Origin of the sequence: Listeria immobilis, from assembly GCF_014322845.1 — a bacterium.
Classification (GTDB): domain Bacteria; phylum Bacillota; class Bacilli; order Lactobacillales; family Listeriaceae; genus Listeria; species Listeria immobilis.
This window is the reverse complement of record NZ_JAASUA010000003.1, coordinates 363,527-382,614: the sequence shown is the minus strand read 5'-3', so window position 1 is coordinate 382,614 and position 19,088 is coordinate 363,527. Positions and strand designations below refer to the sequence as shown.

Annotated in this window: 16 protein-coding genes; 3 read left to right on the top strand and 13 right to left on the bottom strand. The window is 37.3% G+C overall.

All coding sequences use genetic code 11. The features are described 5' to 3' along the window. Positions 1 to 652: 652 nt before the first annotated feature. From cysK to HCJ45_RS06545, 13 genes are all read right to left on the bottom strand, one after another. Positions 653 to 1,579, bottom strand: a complete 927-nt coding sequence (gene cysK, locus HCJ45_RS06605) for a cysteine synthase A (RefSeq protein WP_187124277.1) — start codon at positions 1,577 to 1,579, stop codon at positions 653 to 655. Between the two features lie 114 nt (positions 1,580 to 1,693). Further along, positions 1,694 to 2,578: an Hsp33 family molecular chaperone HslO gene (gene hslO, locus HCJ45_RS06600; RefSeq protein ID WP_187124276.1), complete on the bottom strand. Its 885-nt coding sequence runs from the start codon at positions 2,576 to 2,578 to the stop codon at positions 1,694 to 1,696. Positions 2,579 to 2,581: 3 nt separating this feature from the next. Next, complete coding sequence (locus HCJ45_RS06595; protein ID WP_185348840.1) at positions 2,582 to 3,370, bottom strand: type III pantothenate kinase; 789 nt, start codon at positions 3,368 to 3,370, stop codon at positions 2,582 to 2,584. A 114-nt stretch (positions 3,371 to 3,484) separates the two neighbouring features. Further along, positions 3,485 to 5,563: an ATP-dependent zinc metalloprotease FtsH gene (gene ftsH, locus HCJ45_RS06590; protein ID WP_185395746.1), complete on the bottom strand. Its 2,079-nt coding sequence runs from the start codon at positions 5,561 to 5,563 to the stop codon at positions 3,485 to 3,487. 329 nt (positions 5,564 to 5,892) lie between these two features. Next, positions 5,893 to 7,839 (bottom strand): bifunctional tRNA lysidine(34) synthetase TilS/hypoxanthine phosphoribosyltransferase HprT, encoded by a 1,947-nt coding sequence (locus tag HCJ45_RS06585; protein WP_185395747.1) that lies wholly within the window; start codon positions 7,837 to 7,839, stop codon positions 5,893 to 5,895. Positions 7,840 to 7,943: 104 nt separating this feature from the next. Beyond that, positions 7,944 to 8,372 carry a S1 domain-containing RNA-binding protein gene (locus tag HCJ45_RS06580; RefSeq protein ID WP_003718298.1) on the bottom strand — a complete coding sequence of 143 codons (429 nt, stop codon included), beginning with the start codon at positions 8,370 to 8,372 and terminating at the stop codon, positions 7,944 to 7,946. Between the two features lie 151 nt (positions 8,373 to 8,523). Continuing rightward, positions 8,524 to 8,910: an FtsB family cell division protein gene (locus HCJ45_RS06575; RefSeq protein WP_185348834.1), complete on the bottom strand. Its 387-nt coding sequence runs from the start codon at positions 8,908 to 8,910 to the stop codon at positions 8,524 to 8,526. 226 nt (positions 8,911 to 9,136) lie between these two features. Then, positions 9,137 to 9,403 carry an RNA-binding S4 domain-containing protein gene (locus HCJ45_RS06570; RefSeq protein ID WP_281384472.1) on the bottom strand — a complete coding sequence of 89 codons (267 nt, stop codon included), beginning with the start codon at positions 9,401 to 9,403 and terminating at the stop codon, positions 9,137 to 9,139. Between the two features lie 33 nt (positions 9,404 to 9,436). Beyond that, positions 9,437 to 11,026: a putative polysaccharide biosynthesis protein gene (locus HCJ45_RS06565; RefSeq protein WP_185395748.1), complete on the bottom strand. Its 1,590-nt coding sequence runs from the start codon at positions 11,024 to 11,026 to the stop codon at positions 9,437 to 9,439. Between the two features lie 30 nt (positions 11,027 to 11,056). Continuing rightward, complete coding sequence (mfd, locus tag HCJ45_RS06560) at positions 11,057 to 14,596, bottom strand: transcription-repair coupling factor (protein WP_187124275.1); 3,540 nt, start codon at positions 14,594 to 14,596, stop codon at positions 11,057 to 11,059. 121 nt (positions 14,597 to 14,717) lie between these two features. After that, positions 14,718 to 15,272, bottom strand: a complete 555-nt coding sequence (pth, locus tag HCJ45_RS06555; protein ID WP_185380485.1) for an aminoacyl-tRNA hydrolase — start codon at positions 15,270 to 15,272, stop codon at positions 14,718 to 14,720. A gap of 105 nt (positions 15,273 to 15,377) precedes the next feature. Continuing rightward, positions 15,378 to 15,962, bottom strand: a complete 585-nt coding sequence (locus tag HCJ45_RS06550; RefSeq protein WP_187124274.1) for a GNAT family N-acetyltransferase — start codon at positions 15,960 to 15,962, stop codon at positions 15,378 to 15,380. Positions 15,963 to 16,047: 85 nt separating this feature from the next. After that, a complete protein-coding gene (locus HCJ45_RS06545; protein WP_185348822.1) occupies positions 16,048 to 16,671 on the bottom strand; it encodes a 50S ribosomal protein L25/general stress protein Ctc in 624 nt (207 codons plus the stop codon). A gap of 293 nt (positions 16,672 to 16,964) precedes the next feature. On the opposite strand from HCJ45_RS06545, the gene HCJ45_RS06540 reads away from it, so the two are divergent. The 3 genes from HCJ45_RS06540 (at position 16,965) to HCJ45_RS06530 (ending at position 19,056) form a co-directional block, all read left to right on the top strand. Beyond that, positions 16,965 to 17,906 carry an L-lactate dehydrogenase gene (locus tag HCJ45_RS06540; RefSeq protein WP_185348820.1) on the top strand — a complete coding sequence of 314 codons (942 nt, stop codon included), beginning with the start codon at positions 16,965 to 16,967 and terminating at the stop codon, positions 17,904 to 17,906. A gap of 75 nt (positions 17,907 to 17,981) precedes the next feature. After that, positions 17,982 to 18,656: a DNA alkylation repair protein gene (locus tag HCJ45_RS06535; protein ID WP_185395749.1), complete on the top strand. Its 675-nt coding sequence runs from the start codon at positions 17,982 to 17,984 to the stop codon at positions 18,654 to 18,656. A gap of 67 nt (positions 18,657 to 18,723) precedes the next feature. Further along, positions 18,724 to 19,056, top strand: coding sequence for a putative heavy metal-binding protein (locus tag HCJ45_RS06530; RefSeq protein WP_185348816.1), 333 nt, complete (start codon positions 18,724 to 18,726; stop codon positions 19,054 to 19,056). Positions 19,057 to 19,088 lie beyond the last annotated feature (32 nt).

The window sequence follows — 19,088 nt, the reverse complement described above, 5'->3', positions numbered from 1 at the left end:
TAAAAAAACCAGTGTGGAAAAAGGGAGTAAACCACACTGGTCAAAAAGGGAGTTTGGGATTTTCATTCTAAAAGGGGAAAGAATGAAAATGTTTTGCTTGTTGTTAGCTTATAACTATATATTAACCAATATTTTGGTGGATATGCTGTGATTTTTGTTAAAGTTTCATGAGATTTCCCGGTTTTTCTTTTCATTTTTTTGTATAAAAAAACCAGTGTGGAAAAAGGGAGTAAACCACACTGGTCAAAAAGGGAGTTTGGGATTTTCATTCTAAAAGGGGGAAGAATGAAAATGTTTTGCTTGTTGTTAGCTTATGACTATATATTAACCAATATTTTGGTGGATATGCTGTGATTTTTGTTAAAGTTTCATGAGATTTTCCGGTTTTTCTTTTCATTTTTTTGTATAAAAAAACCAGTGTGGAAAAAGGGAGTAAACCACACTGGTCAAAAAGGGAGTTTGGGATTTTCATTCTAAAAGGGGGAAGAATGAAAATGTTTTGCTTGTTGTTAGCTTATGACTATATATTAACCAAGAAAAGAAAATTTCTCCTGTGCGTTTGATTAGAAAATAGTAAGAAATATATTTATTTCATTTAATAAATAAAAGCGATACGTTCGGGCACTCCCCCAAACATATCGCTTTTCCTTTATTAATCTTCAAAATTATAAAGCGGTGTACTTAAATAACGTTCCCCATTACTTGCAACAATAGCTAATACTTTTTTTCCTGTTCCGAGTTCTTTTGCTAGATTAAGAGCAGCTTTAATAGTTGCTCCAGATGAAATACCCACTAGAATTCCTTCTTTTTTAGCTACTTCGCGAGCTGTTTCTATTGCATCTTCACTAGAAATTTTTAGAATTCCATCATACACTTTTGTGTCCAGTGTATCCGGGATAAAACCTGCACCGATTCCTTGGATTTTATGAGGCGATGGAGATCCTCCACTAAGAACAGGAGACTCCTCTGGTTCAAGTGCATATATTTTTACATCGGGATAATTTTTCTTAAGTACATGTCCTACACCTGATACTGTACCACCTGTGCCGACTCCTGCGATAAATGCATCCAATCCATCTTTTCCAAATGCTTCGACAATTTCCGGACCCGTTGTTTCTTCATGAACTGCTGGGTTCGCCGGATTATGAAATTGTTGCGGTACAAAATAATTGTTTTCTTTCGCTAATTCTTCCGCTTTGGCAATAGCGCCTTTCATCCCATCTGGCCCAGGTGTTAATACCAATTTCGCGCCATATGCTTGAAGTAACTTGCGACGTTCCAGGCTCATTGTTTCTGGCATTACAAAAATGGCTTGATAACCTTTTGCTGCTGCCACCATTGCAAGTCCAATTCCTGTATTACCACTTGTTGGTTCGATAATTGTATCTCCAGGTTTTAATACGCCCGACTTTTCTGCATCTTCAATCATCGCGTTTGCAATACGATCTTTTACACTGCCACCCGGATTTTGAAATTCTAATTTTACATATACATCTGCGCTTCCTGCTTCTGGTAAACGATTAAGTTTTACAATTGGTGTTTTTCCTATTAAATCAGTTATTGAATTTGCAATCGTCATTATTAAAGCACTCCTATCATTTTAAGTCTTTCATATAGTTTAATTAATTCCGACCTATTTTGTCAAGTTTAACGTCTTTAAAAAAAGAGCACTCAAATAGAGTACTCCTTTAGCTTATTTTGCTTCTTCATATAGTTTTTCCAGTTCTTGTTCTGAGAAATCGTATGTGTTCCGACAAAAATGGCATTCCGCTTCTGCACCATGATCTTCTTCAATCATCGAGCGAATTTCTTCTTTTCCTAAGGAGATAATCGCGTTGCCAAAACGGTCTTTAGAACAATTACATTCAAAAGATACTGGGATTTTCTCGAGGATTTGTAGATTTTCTTCGCCACCTGCAAGTTTAGCTAAAATCGTTTCTGGTGTTTCTCCTGCTTCAATCATTCTGGAAATAGTTGGTAGAGCGTTTAGATTTTTTTCGATTTCATCAATAACTTCATCTGTCGCCCCAGGAAGAAGTTGTAACATAAAACCACCAGCTGCTTCGATGGAGTCATCCGGATTTACTAAAACACCAACACCTACTGAAGAATTAATTTGTTCGGAAGTAGCCAGATAATAGGTGAAATCTTCGCCAATCTCTCCTGAAACGATGGGAGTTTGACCAGTGAAATTTTCTCCAAAGCCTAAATCTTTTACAACTGAAAGCATCCCTGATGTTCCAACACCTCTTCTAACATCTAGCTTTCCTGAATCATTTAGTTCACTGAAATGAACATGTGGATTTGTGACATAACCACGAATTTGACCTTGGGCGTTACTATCCGCCACGATTGGACCAATTGGACCGTCACCTTCTATTTTCACAGTGATTTTTTGGTCTTCTTTTTGCATTGCTCCAAGGAATAGTGTCCCCGTCATTGTTCTACCAAGCGCTGCGGAAGAGACAGACCATGTATCATGTCTTTTTTGCGCTTCATTAATTGTTTCTGTTGTTACTGCTGCATATACACGCGCCATTCCATTATAGGCCAACGCTTTTACTAAATAATCACTCATTATCTAAAACTCCTTTTTTTCTGTTGTTGGTTTATTTCTTCGATACAGAAGTTCTAACCCTTTTAGTGTTAAAAATGGGTCTAATATGTCTACTGTGGAAGATTTTTCCGTTATCATCCTAGCAAGCCCTCCGGTAGCAACAACTACTGGACTTGATTGAGATTGTTTTTTCATCTCGTTAATAATTCCTTCGCATTGCCCAACAAAGCCATAAAAAACGCCGGCTTGCATGGATGCTACTGTAGATTTCCCGATAATTTGCTTAGATTCAGCAATATCTACACGAGGTAGTTTCGCTGCCCTATTATACAAAGCTTCAGTTGATATCATAATACCCGGAGCTATTGCACCACCTTGATAAACGCCAGATTCATCAATATAGCAAAATGTGGTGGCTGTTCCAAAATCAACAACAATAACCGGTGTTCCATACTCTGCTGATGCTGCTACGGCATTTACAATACGATCAGCACCGATTTCTCTAGGATTATCTACTTTTACATTAAGACCAGTTTTAATTCCCGGTCCGACGATTAGCGGTCTAATATTAAAATAGCGCAAACACATCGTTTCCATGGCGTGCATAATTGGCGGTACTACAGACGAAATAATAATTCCTTGAATATCAGCTGGATTTATATTTGCATAAGAAAAAAAGTTTAAAACTGTCATGCCAAGCTCATCAGATGTTCTGTGGCGGTCAGTTGTCATGCGCCAATGTTTTAATAGATTTTGCTCTTTATACACTCCAACAGTACAGTTAGTATTTCCAACATCAATTACAAGTATCATAAGTTTGTCTACCGTCCTTTAGAAGATTTTTCTAACGTATCATATCATGTTTTAATGTAAAATCCGAGTAATACAGCTTCAAAAAAGAGACTGGAATATCCAGCCTCTTTAATCTTATTCGTCTTTTTTGTCATTTGGAGTTTGCTCAACGTCCGGAGCATCTTCAGAAGTTACTTCTTTTGGCTCATCTTGTGTTTCTTTGATGTGCCCTTCTTCTTTTAAGTCTTCTTTTTCTTCTTCAAAAGATTTACCTGCTACTATTTCGTCTTTTTCGGAAGGATATTCTGCTTCTACGTCAATTGTATCAATATCTGGAGGCATTACACCATCATCAAATAGGGAACGGATTTGACGAGCATCTAGAGTTTCTACTTTTAGTAATGTTTCCGCGATAAGTTTGTGTTGTTCTTGGTGTTCAGTAATAATTGTTTTAGCGCGGTCATAACAGTAGCGAATTAAACTTTGAACTTCTGTATCGATTTCATAAGCAATTTTATCTGAGTATCCTTTGTCACTACCAAAGTCACGGCCCATAAATACTTGACCATTTCCGGAAGCGAATTGAAGTGGCCCAATTTTATCACTCATACCCCATTCAGTTACCATGCGGCGAGCAAGTTCGGTCGCACGTTCAAAGTCGTTACTTGCACCAGTTGTTACTTCACCAAACGTAACTTCTTCGGCTACACGTCCACCAAGTAAACCAGTAATACGGTCCATTAATTCGGCTTTCGTCATTAAGAATCTGTCTTCTTTTGGAAGCATTACGGCATAACCGCCAGCTTGCCCACGTGGGACAATCGTAACTTTATGCACTACTTCTGCTTCATCAAGAACCATTCCAACGATTACGTGACCACCTTCATGATACGCAACTGTACGGCGTTCTTTTTCAGAGATAACTCGATTTTTCTTAGCAGGACCAGCAATTACACGATCACTTGCTTCATCAAGATCACTCATATCTATTTCTTTCTTATCGGAACGAGCTGCTACTAAGGCCGCTTCATTTAGTAAGTTTTCTAAATCAGCACCAGAGAATCCAGGCGTACGCTGTGCAATTGCTTTTAAATCAACACTTTTAGCAAGTGGTTTGTTACGAGCATGAACACGAAGTACTGCTTCACGACCTTTTACGTCTGGACGATCAACCATAATTTGACGGTCAAAACGGCCTGGACGAAGAAGTGCTGGGTCAAGTACATCGGCACGGTTAGTTGCTGCAATGATGATAATTCCTTCGTTACCGCCGAAACCATCCATTTCAACTAGTAATTGGTTTAGGGTTTGCTCACGTTCATCGTGACCTCCACCCATTCCTGCACCACGTTGACGACCAACTGCATCAATTTCATCAATGAAAATGATACATGGAGCATTTTTCTTCGCATTTTCGAATAAATCACGGACACGGCTTGCACCGACGCCGACAAACATTTCTACAAAGTCAGAACCTGAGATAGAGAAGAACGGCACACCCGCTTCACCTGCAACTGCACGAGCAAGCAAGGTTTTACCAGTACCCGGAGGCCCTACTAAAAGAACACCTTTTGGAATACGAGCACCAAGATCCGCAAATTTACGTGGATCTTTTAGGAATTCAACTACTTCTACAAGCTCTTGTTTCTCTTCATCCGCTCCTGCTACATCAGTAAAGCGAACTTTTTTCTTATCATCATTGTAAAGTTTGGCTTTGCTTTTACCAAAGCTCATTACTTTACCACCGCCACCGCCTTGAGACTGGCTCATTAGGAAGAAGAAGAGGATAAAGATGATTACAAACGGAACGATGGAGGTTAGGAATGTAACCCAACCGCTATTTTGTTTAGCGGGTTCAACTTCCATTTTCACATCTTCTTTAGATACTGCAGTTTGTAATTCTTCCAACGAAGTATCGCTATTTAAAGCATAAGTTGTAAAAGCTGTACTGCTTGTTTTGCTTTGTCCTAGACCAGTTTTTTTGTCATCAGAAGAACTTTTATCGCTTGATTTGAATTCTCCTTCAATTGTATAAACACTTCGGTCTGGTTGTATGGTTAATGATTTAACTTTACCATCTTCTAATTTACTCATAAATTCCGTATAGCTAATATCTTTCGCTGCCTCTTTATTTGAATTGAACGATGCAACGATTCCGATTATAACTAGGAATATGATGACATAAAATATTGCATTTCTAAAAAACCTGTTCATTCCTTACCTCCTCCCACGCAAGAGCTTGGATCTTACTTTTTCTGGATTTAATCCCTTTAAAAGTTGTTTTCGACTAATAGCAGATTCCCCTGATTAATAAAAACATATCCGTTTCGCCTTTTCTCTTACGAAGTTATTCTATTATTAATTTAGATTTTTTAATATTTATTGATACTTTTTTCACCTTCGAAAACTAAGACTAATGATAGCATACCGAATCTATCTTGCCCACTATTTTGCACGGCTCTCATGAATCTTTTTTCGTTTTGTTTTCTTAAAAAGCTAGCTATTATATTTTAACAAAAAATGGTTCTGTTTGTTAATTAATTTCACTCGCTATAAATTTCTGGTTTTAAAACACCTATATATGGTAGATTGCGATAGCGTTCTGCAAAATCTAAACCGTAGCCTACAACAAATTCATTTGGTACTACAAAGCCTACATAATCCGCTTCAATTGCCACATTTCGTCCTGCTGGTTTATCTAGTAAAGTAACTAATTTTACTGATTTTGCTTTGCGATACTTAATGAGATCTACTAAATAACTAAGTGTGCGACCACTATCAATAATATCTTCTATTACTAGCACATCACGTCCTTCTACGGATGCATTAAGGTCTTTAATTATTTTTACTTCTCCAGACGATACTGTACCATTTCCGTAACTGGATACATCCATGAAGTCCATTTCTAAGTATGTGTCTACGCGTTTAAGTAAGTCTGTCATAAAAGGAGTTGCCCCTTTTAATACGCCCACTACAAGTGGATTACGTCCTTCATATTCTGCTGTCAACTCACGACCGAGTTCACGAATCTTTTCTTGTAATTCGTCCTCCGATATCAGCACTTTCTGAATATCATTATGCATGCTCTCGTTTCCTCCTATATTTCGAGTGTACCTAATAATGTACTGCTTTTTGTTACGACTAAATTCTCGGTCATATGCAGACTTTTTCACGCCAGGGATCCAAAGAATTTTCCCAGTGTAATCTGTTATCACGGGTAGATTGTCGCGTTCTTGCCTTGGTATTTTGGCATCGATGAAAATATCTTTTAGTTTCTTGCTACCTGCTTGTCCTTTCATTGTCATCTTGTCCCCGTTCACACGGTTCCGGATGATTAATGGAAGTGTAATATCCGCTGCATCTAGAAGCATTCCGTTCAATCCATTCGTTTGTACGACTGAACTTTTTAATTTTAAACGGATGCTTGCTTTATTTTCTAATTCAATGCGGTCATTTAGTTCTAATTGATGATAAAACTCAGCAGATGCTTGTCTTTCTCCAAATTGAAAATGGAGTTCGTTGTAAGATCTAGTAACAATGAGTTTTTTGGGTAAATTGAGCGAACTAGACGGATTTTCATTTTGAATCATCTGGATAATCTGATATATGTGATTTGCCGTAATAGAACGAACATCCTCATTGTACAGATAACTCAATATTAAATGAATTGCACGGCGTTGTAAAGGATTCGCTTCATTTTTAAAGTTGCTAAGTAAAAGTGTTGTTTGTTCTTGGTTTTGGATAAGGTTTTTCTTTAATAAATCTTTCGCTAAATCTTCCAAAAACCGGAAATCTTCACTTGTTTCTTCAGAAAATCTCTCAAAATGAGCATATACAGCTGGATTTTCTTTTGTAAGAAATGGTAGCACTTCTTGTCGATAGCGATTTCTAGTATATTCTGGGCTAGCATTGGATTCATCTATTTCATATGCTAAATCATGTTTATTAGCATACTCTATAATTTCTGACTTTGTAATTGATAAGAATGGACGAATTACAAAACCACCTTGCACACTGCGTTTCGGTTGGATACCGGACCATCCCATACTTGAACTTCCACGAACTAAGCGCATGAGGATGGTTTCGATTTGGTCATCCGCATGATGTGCGAGCACTAATTTATTGATACTTTTTTCAATCATTATTTTTGTGAAAAACTCATATCTAACTATTCGCGCTGTTTCTTCAATGCCTTTTTGCATCATTTCGGCGCGTTTTTTCACATTTACTTCTTCTGTAAAGAAAGGAATATCGTACTTTTCACAGTAATTTTGGACGATACCTTGTTCTTTTGCTGCATTTTCTCGTAAACCATGATTGAGATGGGCTACATAAATTGCTTCTTTTGGAACTAGATTAGCTGTTTGTAAAAATTGTAGTAATGCCAAAGAATCCGGACCACCAGAAACTGCTACAAGCAATTTGTCATCGGACCGGATTAAGTCGTGTTTCTCAATATATTTATGTACTCGTTTTTTGGTGTCATCCATTCAAGAAACCCTTCCTTCGAAATTCGGCTCATACATTTTATTAAAAAGTGCACCGTATTAATAATCCATACGGTGCATCCTTCATTTACAATAAATTTCACGGTTTAGCCGCGTTTTGCTCCTCGGCCACCACGTTTGGATTCTGTTTGGCGTTTGATAGTCGTTAATCTTTCGTCACTATCTTTCAAGAATTTAGACATTATATCTTCAAAGCTCTCGGCTGGTTTTACATAGTTTCCAGCAGGTTTTTTGCTGTATTTTGGTTTGCGATCATAACTTTTTTCTGGACGGTCCGGACGATCTACTGCTTTACGAATGGACAGACCAATCTTGCCATCATCACCAATATTCATTACTTTGACAGTAACTTCATCTCCTACAGTTAAGATGTCGTTAATGTCCTTAACATAGTTATCTGCAACCTCACTAATATGGACTAAACCTGTTTTGCCACCTTCTAACTCCACAAATGCTCCAAAATTAGTAATCCCAGTAACTTTCCCTTGTAACTTGTTGCCTACTTCGATCGACATAAAAAAATGCGTCCTCCTTAAAATATCACTCTATTGCTTAATTATAGCTATAATAAAAAGAGTGTCAAACAGTCAAACTCGTAATCCCCAAAAATGTACCACTTAATTTTCCCTTTGATTCTGTAATGGAGAATAATGGCTCAACCTTGACTTACTCTTCTTGTTTCGAATTCTCTTCAGGAATGTTGAAAATAATTTCTCCATTTTTGGATAAATAATATTCACTTCTAGCTAATTTAGCTATGTATTCATCATTATGAAGTTTCTTAATTTGATCATTTAGCTCTTGTTCTTCATCTTTCATTGCAACCATTTTTTTGTCTACTTTTACTTGTTGTTCTTTCTTATCTTTTAGTGATAGAACTTGTTGTGTATAGGTAACAGTTAGTAACCCACCAACAACAGCAAAGATAATAGCCATAAAAGCAAGTCTTCGAAACAGGGCAATGCGACGACGGTTACGAGTTTTCTTCATTGCTGCAGTATCTTTGATGTAGCGATTTTCTATTCTCGCTACTTTTGTTTTAGCTTTTTTCATACATCGTCCCTCCCATGTTCTTATTTGCTTTTCGTTTGTGAAATTCGGTAGAGAAAAAAACGTTTCTTGATTAAAATAATATCAATAAATCAGCCATTTGTCTATTGGAATCCACGATTTTTATCATTTTTTTCTTGACTTTTTCATAAAAAATTGGTTGTGCATTTTTTTAAAAAGAAAAAAAACGTTTGAAATCGGCTATATTAACCCGTTTCAAACGATTTTTCTATCTACTTTCATCTGTGCGTTCTTCTTTAATAATTGTGTACATTTCTGTTGCTTGTTCTTTTTTTGCGTTTTCTTCTAAACGTTCGATTTTCGCAGTAACAATCTTTGGACCAAAACGGATAACTAATTCGTCACCAGACTTCACATTTGTTCCTGGTTTCGCGGTTATGCCATTGACAGCAATACGTCCTTTTTCAGCTACTTCTTTCGCTACTGTACGACGCTTAATTAATCTTGATACTTTTAAATATTTATCTAATCGCATGGTTGTTGCCATTTTATTCACCTACTTTTATGTTTATTTTCGCGCAACTAATTTGCTGAGCGCTAGTAACTTGGAGCCAAACGGAAGGAAAACAAAATCTTTCGGTCCAAGTAGTTTGTATCTTAGTGCAAAAACGAGAAAAACCCCGCCGCCAAATAACGCACTTATAATCGCTTGAAACGCACTGCCCATCCTTGTTTCAAACGGGACAAACCATTCGATTAAACAAGGAATTATCGCCATTAAAGCTAATGCTGCGGCTAACCTTAGTAGCATTGATTTTTCAACGAAGGGAACTCGGATTGTTTGTTTTAATGATACGTAACAAATTAGTAAGATTACTGCTAAACCAACGCATGTTGATATTGACGCTCCGACTGTTGCATAATGCGGAATCAATATACTTCCTGTTATCCATTTTACAACAAGTCCGATTCCAACACCAATAGCAGGGACAATAATTTTTCCAAACCCTTGTAAAATACTACTTAACATAACAATTAAAGCGCTAAGAAAAACTGCTGGCATAAATAATTGCAAAACAAAAGTACCGTCCGGCGTTTGAAAGAGCATTTGATTTAAAGGGCGCATAATGACAATTAGTCCTACTGTTTCTGCTCCAGACAAAATGAGTGTAATTTTGATTGCTAGAAGGATAGAACGTTTTAATTCTTTTTGCTGATTTTGAACCCTTGCAGCAGTAATCATTGGTACGAGTGCAAGCGCGAGCCCAGTTGAAACCACTAGCCCTAACTGTAAAATCGGTTGTCCACGGTCGTATATCCCTTTCAGTGATTTGGCAATAAAATCTGGAATTCCCGAATCACTCATTAAGCGATAAACTTGAAAAGAGTCCACTAGTTGGAACAATATTAGCATTGAACTAACGATACATATCGCCATGCTTTGACGAAGAAAATCGCGACCTATTCCGATTTTTTCTTGTTTTTCAGCAAATACAGCTGGTTGTATCCCTTGACCTGATGTAAGTTTTTTATTGTAAAAATGGCGCAATACCAAAATTCCTGAAACGCCACCGAAAATCGCGCCGCTCATCGCCATCGCTCCTGCATCATATAAATCTAATTTCATATGAAGAGCTAAACCAGCCCCAAAAAGAATGACGGCGACACGGATAATTTGTTCTACTGTTTGAGAAATCGCTGTTGGTATCATCTCTCCTGTGCTTTGAAAGAAGCCACGCATAAAAGCAAGATATGGTGTAAGCAAAAACACAAAACTAATGACTCGAATAAGTTCAGAAAGCGCCGGATCTCCCATCATCATTGCAATAATGTTAGCAAACAGAAATAAAAAGGCAAATAGAGAGACGCTAACAATTCGAAGCATCCTAAAAACAGCTCGCATTATAATTTGTTGTCGTCTTATATCACCGTTTGCTTCTGCTAACATTTTAGAGATAACAACTGGAAAGCCCCCTAAAGCAAGGGTCATCGCAATTCCATATATCGGATATACTTGTTGGAAAATATAAAACCCAACATCTCCCACCATATTTTGAAAAGGTACACGGTAAACTGCACTAAGTATTTTAGAGATAAGCGAGGCAGCGGTTAGCCAAGCTGCTCCTTTCATCAGTCGCTTCATGGAACGTTCTGACATCCCGCCACCTCCTTTCTTTTTACTTATTGGTTATTTTTCGGTAGATACTTTTTCTTTTAAAGCTCCGCGAAGTTTTTCAGCCAAACTTTTAATTTGATAGAGCCATTCTTTTAATGGTTTATTTTGGATATTGGCAGTGATTTTCAATTGTGTCCCTTCCATGCCAACACCAATCATTCGTCCAAATTCACCAATGATTTGCATAACGACATCCCCACGAATGCCTGCTGTTCCACTTTCGGAAAACAACATGGTAATTTTATTTTGCTCTTGTTTTACAGACTCGATACCCACTTCAAGTGCATGTACTTTGAGTTCTGTCATCGTGAATAGATACTCGACTTCTTCCGGATACTCACCAAAACGGTCAATCATATCACTTTGCAATTCTTCCAAATCATTCAACACTTCTATGTTGCGGAACCGTTTGTACATTTCGATTTTTTGTCGTCCATCTGTTATATAATATTCCGGTATATAAGCATCTACTTGGATATCAATTTCAACTGGTACGATTTGTTTTTGTTCTTCTTTTGGTTTTTTGGCTTCGATTGCTTCTTTTAGCATTTGCGAATAAAGGTCAAATCCTACAGAATCAATAAAGCCATGTTGTTGCGCTCCAAGGATATTACCTGCACCACGAATTGATAAATCACGCATCGCAATTTTAAAACCGGAGCCTAGTTCTGTAAATTCTTTAATAGCTGACAAACGTTTCTCCGCTTCTTCACGAAGAATTTTGTCTTTTTGATACATAAAGTAAGCATAAGCAATTCGATTCCATCTACCTACTCGTCCGCGTAATTGGTACAGTTGCGATAGACCCATTCGGTCAGCATCTTGAACAAATAGAGTATTAACGTTAGGAATATCTACACCTGTTTCGATAATAGTGGTAGTTACGAGAACATCAAACTCTCCTTCAAGAAAGCTTAAGATGACAGATTCTAGTTCAGATTCGCCCATTTGACCATGAGCAATTGCCACACGAGCATCTGGAACCATTGCTGAAATTTCGTCTGCTTTTTGAGTAATTGTTTCTACTCGGTTGTAAAGATAATAAACTTGACCATCACGGGCTAATTCTCGTTCAATCGCTTCTCTAACAAGTACATTATTTTGTTCTGCAACGTATGTTTGAACTGGGAAACGGTTTGCTGGCGGCGTTTCAATAACTGATAGATCTCGAACTCCTAACATAGACATATGCAACGTCCTTGGTATTGGCGTTGCAGTTAAGGTTAGTACGTCGATTTTTGAACGCATTTGCTTTATTTTTTCTTTATGAGTCACACCAAATCGTTGTTCCTCGTCAACAATAAGCAGTCCCAAATCATGGTATTCCACATCTTTAGACAATAGACGATGCGTTCCAACAACAACATCCACTGTGCCATTCTTCATTCCTTTTAAGGTTTCTGTTTGTTGTTTTTTCGTACGGAAGCGACTTAAAAGACCGATTTCTATTGGGAACCCTTGAAACCTTTCTTTCATTGTTTCAAAATGTTGTTGCGCTAGAATAGTTGTCGGAACTAAGAATGCCACTTGTTTACCATCCATAATCGCTTTAAACGCCGCACGAAGCGCAACTTCTGTTTTCCCATAACCAACATCACCAACAAGCAAACGATCCATCGGGCGAGGTCGCTCCATATCTTTTTTAATTTCCGCAATAGAGCGCAGTTGATCATCGGTTTCTTGATAAGGAAAAGCATCTTCAAATTCTCGTTGCATTTCTTCATCCGGACTAAATGCATAACCTTTTTCTGCTTCTCGTTCTGCATATAGTTTGATCAGGTCATCCGCAATATCTTGGACAGAGGCTTGTACTTTTTTCTTAACGCGTTTCCATTCTGCGCCACCAAGTTTATTTAATCTTGGGGACTTGCCTTCTGCGCCAACATATTTTTGCACTAAATCGAGTTGATCAACAGGAATAAATAGTTTATCTTCTCCTTGATAAACCAGCAATAAATAATCTTTATGCACCCCATTAATGTCTAATGTTTCCATCCCAACATACCGCGCAATACCATGATTAATATGCACAACATAATCGCCCACTTTTAATTCGGAGTAACTTTGAATTCGCTCCGCATTAGACAGTTTTTGACGTTTTTTTACTTTTTTCACTTTTTTGTTAAAAAGCTCTGATTCACTAATGATTGCTACTTTGGCAAGCGGTAGTTCAAAGCCGTTCTGGAATGTCCCAATAACGAATTGCACAAGACCGTATTTAGGAACATCCGATTCGCTTTTTAAAATGGTACTTTCCATATCATAGTCAGTTAAAGTTTGCTGCATTTTCTCTGCACGTTCCATATTTGGCGCCAGAATTACAACGGCATAATTATTCTTATGCCAGCTTTCTAGTTCTGTTTTTAATACGTTCATTTGACCATGAAATTGTTGCATCTGTTTATAGACAATATTGGTTGTTTTAGATACTCGCATGCTCGCCATTTGCTTTTGGAAAAGTGTTAAATAAATTTTTGGTGAGCGGTTTTCATCTAGTAATTTTTTAAAAGAATGACTTACTTGCACATCACGCACAGTCTCCATTCGACTCAATGTCTCCGTTTGCCACTCCGCTTCTTCTTTTTCCAAGCCTTCTTCTGTTTCTAAAATCCTTGCAAATTCATCTAGTAAAATTGCGGTATTTTTTGAGAAATAGTCAAAAAGAGATGCTGGATCTGGATAAGCTAAACCAATGTATTTGAAAAACATATCTGGTTTTACCCCTGAACGCAGCATTTCTAAGTCTGCTTCTAAATTTTCAACAAGTGCTTGTTTATCTTCTTTTTCTTTTAGTTCATTTAATGTATGTGACATTTTCTTTTCCAGACGTTGAACAATATCTGGATAATAACTTTGATCAAGGATAATTTCAGTCGCGGGAAGCAAACGAAACTCTTCTACACGTGAAGTAGAGCGCTGCGTTTCCACATCAAAGAAACGAAGGGAATCCACTTCGGTATCAAAAAGTTCTATTCTAATTGGAAATTCTTCCGTAATCGGATAAATATCAATAATGCCGCCACGAACACTGAATTCACCTGGTGTATTAACCATGCCGCTCATCGTGTAACCCATTGTCACTAATTTTTGGCGTAAAATTTCTGGATCCAGTTCTTCGCCTTCTACGATAGATATATTAAATTGCTTCCAAAGTGATACTGGGGGCAGCATTTTTCTAAGTCCCGCGACTGGAACAATTACTATTCCCGGTTTTTCAGATAGCAGAAAATCTAGCGCCTCCACTCGTTGACCTCGAAGTTCCGGGCTAGAAATGCTTAGCTCAGAAGAAATTAGTTCGTCTGCAGGATATAAAAACAATCGATCTGCATCCATTAATGAAAGTAAATCGTCATATAATTTTTGCGCATGATATAAATTATGTGTGACAAATACAACTGGACGTTTTGAAGCGCCTTCTACGACACTTGCAAATAAAGCGCGTGAAGACCCGGTAAGACCTGTAACCAGTTGTGCTTTGTTTTTTTCATTGAGCGCATTTAATATCGCTCGAATATCTTTTTGTTCATATATTAATTGTTGTAATCCTTTCAAGGGAAAACAGCTCCTTTTTTCAGAAAATTCATTCTATGTAATGCGAAAATAAATCAACGCCTCGAAGAAAGACCGAAATACGTGACAAAAATATTGCCACGCCTCGTTTTAGTCTATGTTTTTAATTATATTTATTCATTACCTCAATAAATGGCAACTGCGCGAAATCTTCTATTGCATCTGCACTTTTTTGAATTGCTTCAATAATATCTGGTTGTTCTGCTTTTGGAAAGTCACCTAGCACGTAGTTAATAACTTCCCCATGACTTGGACGACTCACACCAACTCGAATACGGTTGAACTCTTGTGTTTTTACATGTTGGATGATTGATTTCATTCCATTATGTCCACCCGCGCTGCCTTTTTGTCGCAAGCGGATTTTCCCAACTGGTAAATCTAAATCATCGTAAACAATAAGCATATCTTCTATCGGGATATTGTAATAATCCATTAGCGGTCGAATGCACTCACCAGAAGCATTCATAAAGGTTAAAGGTTTTACTAACAACATTTTTTCTCCACTTACATTGATTTCACTTATCATTCCATTAAACTTAGATTTTTTCCAAGGAGTTTGATGACGAAAACTTAATTCATCTACTACCATAAAACCGACATTATGCCGGGTGCGTTCGTATTTTTTGCCCGGATTTCCGAGGCCAACTATTATTTTCATAAAGCTTCTCCTTACATGAACTAAACCACTTCACGAATGAACTGGTTTTTGTTTCGATGTTTTTTTGATTATACCACGGAATTGATTTGGTTGAAAGTTTTCCAATCAACGCTTATGTTCCGCAATTTTATTTTCAATTATCTCCCATGCTTTTTCATTTTCGGCTTGAAAGTTCGCTTTTTTCCAATTTACTGGTGTTTTGCCAAGATATTTTTTAAAACCAAATTTTTGATATAGATAAATTGCTTGGTAACTACCGGTTTGACTTGTTAGATAGACAAAATCATTTTTATTTAAATGTAGAATTTCAGATAATAATGCTTTTGCGATACCTTTTCCTCCATGCGAATCTAGTACAGCAACCCAGTGAATACGACTTTCCATCTCACCAAAAGTATCTCCATCCCACAACATTGCCGTCCCAACGATTTCCCCATTTGGCGCTTGAACAAAAACGCAACGTTTAGCTAATTTTTCTTTCTCTCCGCTAAATTCTGTTTTAAAACGGGCATAAATCTCTTCTAAGGAGGTAACTTGTCCTGATTCTAACTGTAAATTGCACCATTCTTCTTCCAACCCGTCTTCATAAAAACGAAAGAAATACCCATCCGGCAAACTATATTCCGGATAATTAGTAGCATCATCATTAACCATAGCAACAGAGATTTTCGGAACAGATTGATCCAGCATAAAAACGCCTCCTTTTCTAATATTATACAAAAAAATAAGGAGGCGCGCGAGTAAACGCGTACCTCCGAATGGATATATTTGAAAATTATTCTACTGGTTCTTCATCATTACCATGTAAAGCTTCTGGTTCTGGCGCTTCTGAAGTTGTTGGCTCTTCTTCAGCACGAGGGGCAGAAACTGTTACAACTGTTTCTTCTTCTTCCACTTGCACAACATAATCTTTGTTTTCTGGAAGATTATTTGTCGTTAATACATCACCAATTTCTAATGTGGAAATATCTAATTCAATCGTTTCTGGTAATTTTTCAGGTGTTGCCGAAACTTTTACATCATGGATAATTTGTTGTAACACACCGCCAGCTTTAACACCAGGCGCATCCCCAACTAATACCACACGAACATCGGTCTCCACTTCTTCATTCATATCAACCGCTAGCAAGTCCACATGTACTAATGTGTCTTTTAACGGATCCACTTGATACTCATGCAATAAAACATTTAATTTCTTGCCGCCAACAGTCACTGCAAATACGGCATTTCGACCATTGTCACGAACTGCTTTGATTAATTCCAAAGAATCAACGGAAACTGGAACATTTTCCGATTTGTAACCATAAATAATTCCAGGTACTTTTCCTTCACTACGCAATCTCGTTACTTCTGAATGTTGCGTTGTTTCTCTTTTCTGGACCTCTAATGTTGTTGCCATAAAAAATCACTCCACTCATTCAATTTTGGTACACTCCTATTATATCTACCCTTTAAAAAAATAGCAAAACAAAGCAAATGGGTTGATCACGATTAAGAGGTTTATAATTCTCAATAAAAGGTAAACAGAAAATAGCGGTTGCTACCTTATGCAAACGTTTTAAAACTGTACTATAACGTTTTCAGTATTTTATTATAACAACTTTTAAAATTTCAGGACGTTCAATGCTTCACAAATGAAAAATACATGTTATACTGTACTAGTAAATAGATTTTTTATAGGAGGAATTCGAAATGAAAGATCATCAAAAAATTATTTTAGTTGGCGACGGAGCAGTTGGTTCTAGTTACGCATTCGCTTGTGTGAACTTAAGCATTGGACAAGAATTCGGTATTATTGACATAGATAAAGACAGAACAATCGGGGATGCGATGGATTTAAGTCATGCTGTTCCATTTTCGACACCGAAGAAAATTTACTCAGCTAATTATAGCGACTGCCATGATGCAGACCTAGTTGTTGTTACTGCAGGTACAGCACAAAAACCTGGCGAAACTCGCTTAGACTTAGTTAACCGGAACATTAAGATTATGAAAGGCATTGTTGATGAAGTAATGGCAAGTGGTTTCGACGGTATTTTCTTAATCGCATCAAACCCAGTCGATATTTTAACTTATGCGACATGGAAATTCTCTGGACTTCCCAAAGAACGTGTTATCGGTTCAGGAACAAGCCTTGATACAGCCCGCTTCCGTATGTCAATTGCCGATTATTTAAAAGTGGATGCACGTAATGTCCACGGTTATATTTTAGGGGAACATGGCGATACAGAATTCCCAGCATGGAGCCATACAACCGTTGGGGGACTACCAATTACAGAATGGATAAGCGAGGATGAACAAGGTGCAATGGATACTATTTTTGTAAGCGTTCGTGATGCAGCTTATGAAATTATCAATAAAAAAGGCGCTACTTTCTATGGTGTTGCAGCTGCTCTTGCCCGTATTACTAAAGCTATTTTAAATAATGAAAATGCGATTCTACCTCTTTCCGTATATTTAGATGGCCATTATGGAATGAACGATATTTTCATTGGAGCACCTGCCGTAGTTAACCGTCAAGGCGTTCGCCATATTGTTGAAATGAATTTAAATGCCACAGAAAAAGAACAAATGAAAAAATCCGCTGATACTCTTAAAAAAGTATTAGATGATGCAATGCAACAAATTGATTAATATGTTTCCACCAAAAAAGCATGCTACCTTGCATGCTTTTTTGTTATACTTAATTTATTCGAAAGGAGGCTACTCATGATTACTTTTGATCAGCTGGATGCCGAACTAAGTGCTCTTCAAAACCCTAATACTATCAAAATCTTTAGAAACCATGGCTGCCCAGAAACATTAGAACTATACGGTTTAAAAATCGGCGACTTAAAGAAAATTATTCGTCGTGAAAAACTAAATAAAAATCAAGAACTAGCGATTCAACTAATTGAGTCTAATAATAGCGACTTAATTTACCTAGGTTTACTTGCTGTCGACCCTAAAAAACTAGACGTAAATCAAATCGAACAATGGAATAGCGCTTTTCGCGAAACATGGACAATGCTAACTTCCGGCTTAACTTCCGTCGTAAGCAAACGTGAAGACGCACTCACTTTTGCAAGAAAATGGATGAAAAGTGATTTTGATTTAACTAAATCGATGGGATGGCAAATTTTCTCAGAACATATTGCCAATTTGCCTGAAGCAGAAGAATTGCTTGAATTCGCAAAGCAAAACTTACAATCTGAAACAAACAGAACGCGTTATTCTATGAATAGCTATATTATCGCTTGTGGAATTTATAAAGACGAATTATATGAAAAAGCATTAGAAGCAGCTAATTTTGTAGGTAAAGTTCATGTTGATTTAGGGAAAACCGCCTGCAAAGTCCCTGACGCCATTCCTTATATTGAAAGAGCGCGTAGCCGAAAAAAATAATTAGCTATCCTTTGACTCAAAAAACTACTTAGGGGTATGATAAAAGAAAAACTGGAGGGATTAAACAATGATTGTAACAACTTCACCAAATATCGAAGGCAAACAAATTATCGAATATAAAAAAATCGTTTTCGGCGAAGTAATTACCGGGGTTAACGTTATGAAAGATATTGGAGCAGGATTCAGAAATTTCTTTGGCGGACGCTCACAAGGATATGAAGACGAGCTGATTAACGCACGTGAGGAAGCTATTAAAGAAATGGAACAACGCGCACAAGACATCGGTGCAAATGCTGTGATTGGTGTAGATATTGATTATGAAGTACTTGGAGCAGATAATGGCATGTTAATGGTCACTGCATCCGGTACAGCTGTCGTTACAGAAACCCAAGACTATTAAAAAAAACGGAAATCAGTCATTAAAGCTGATTT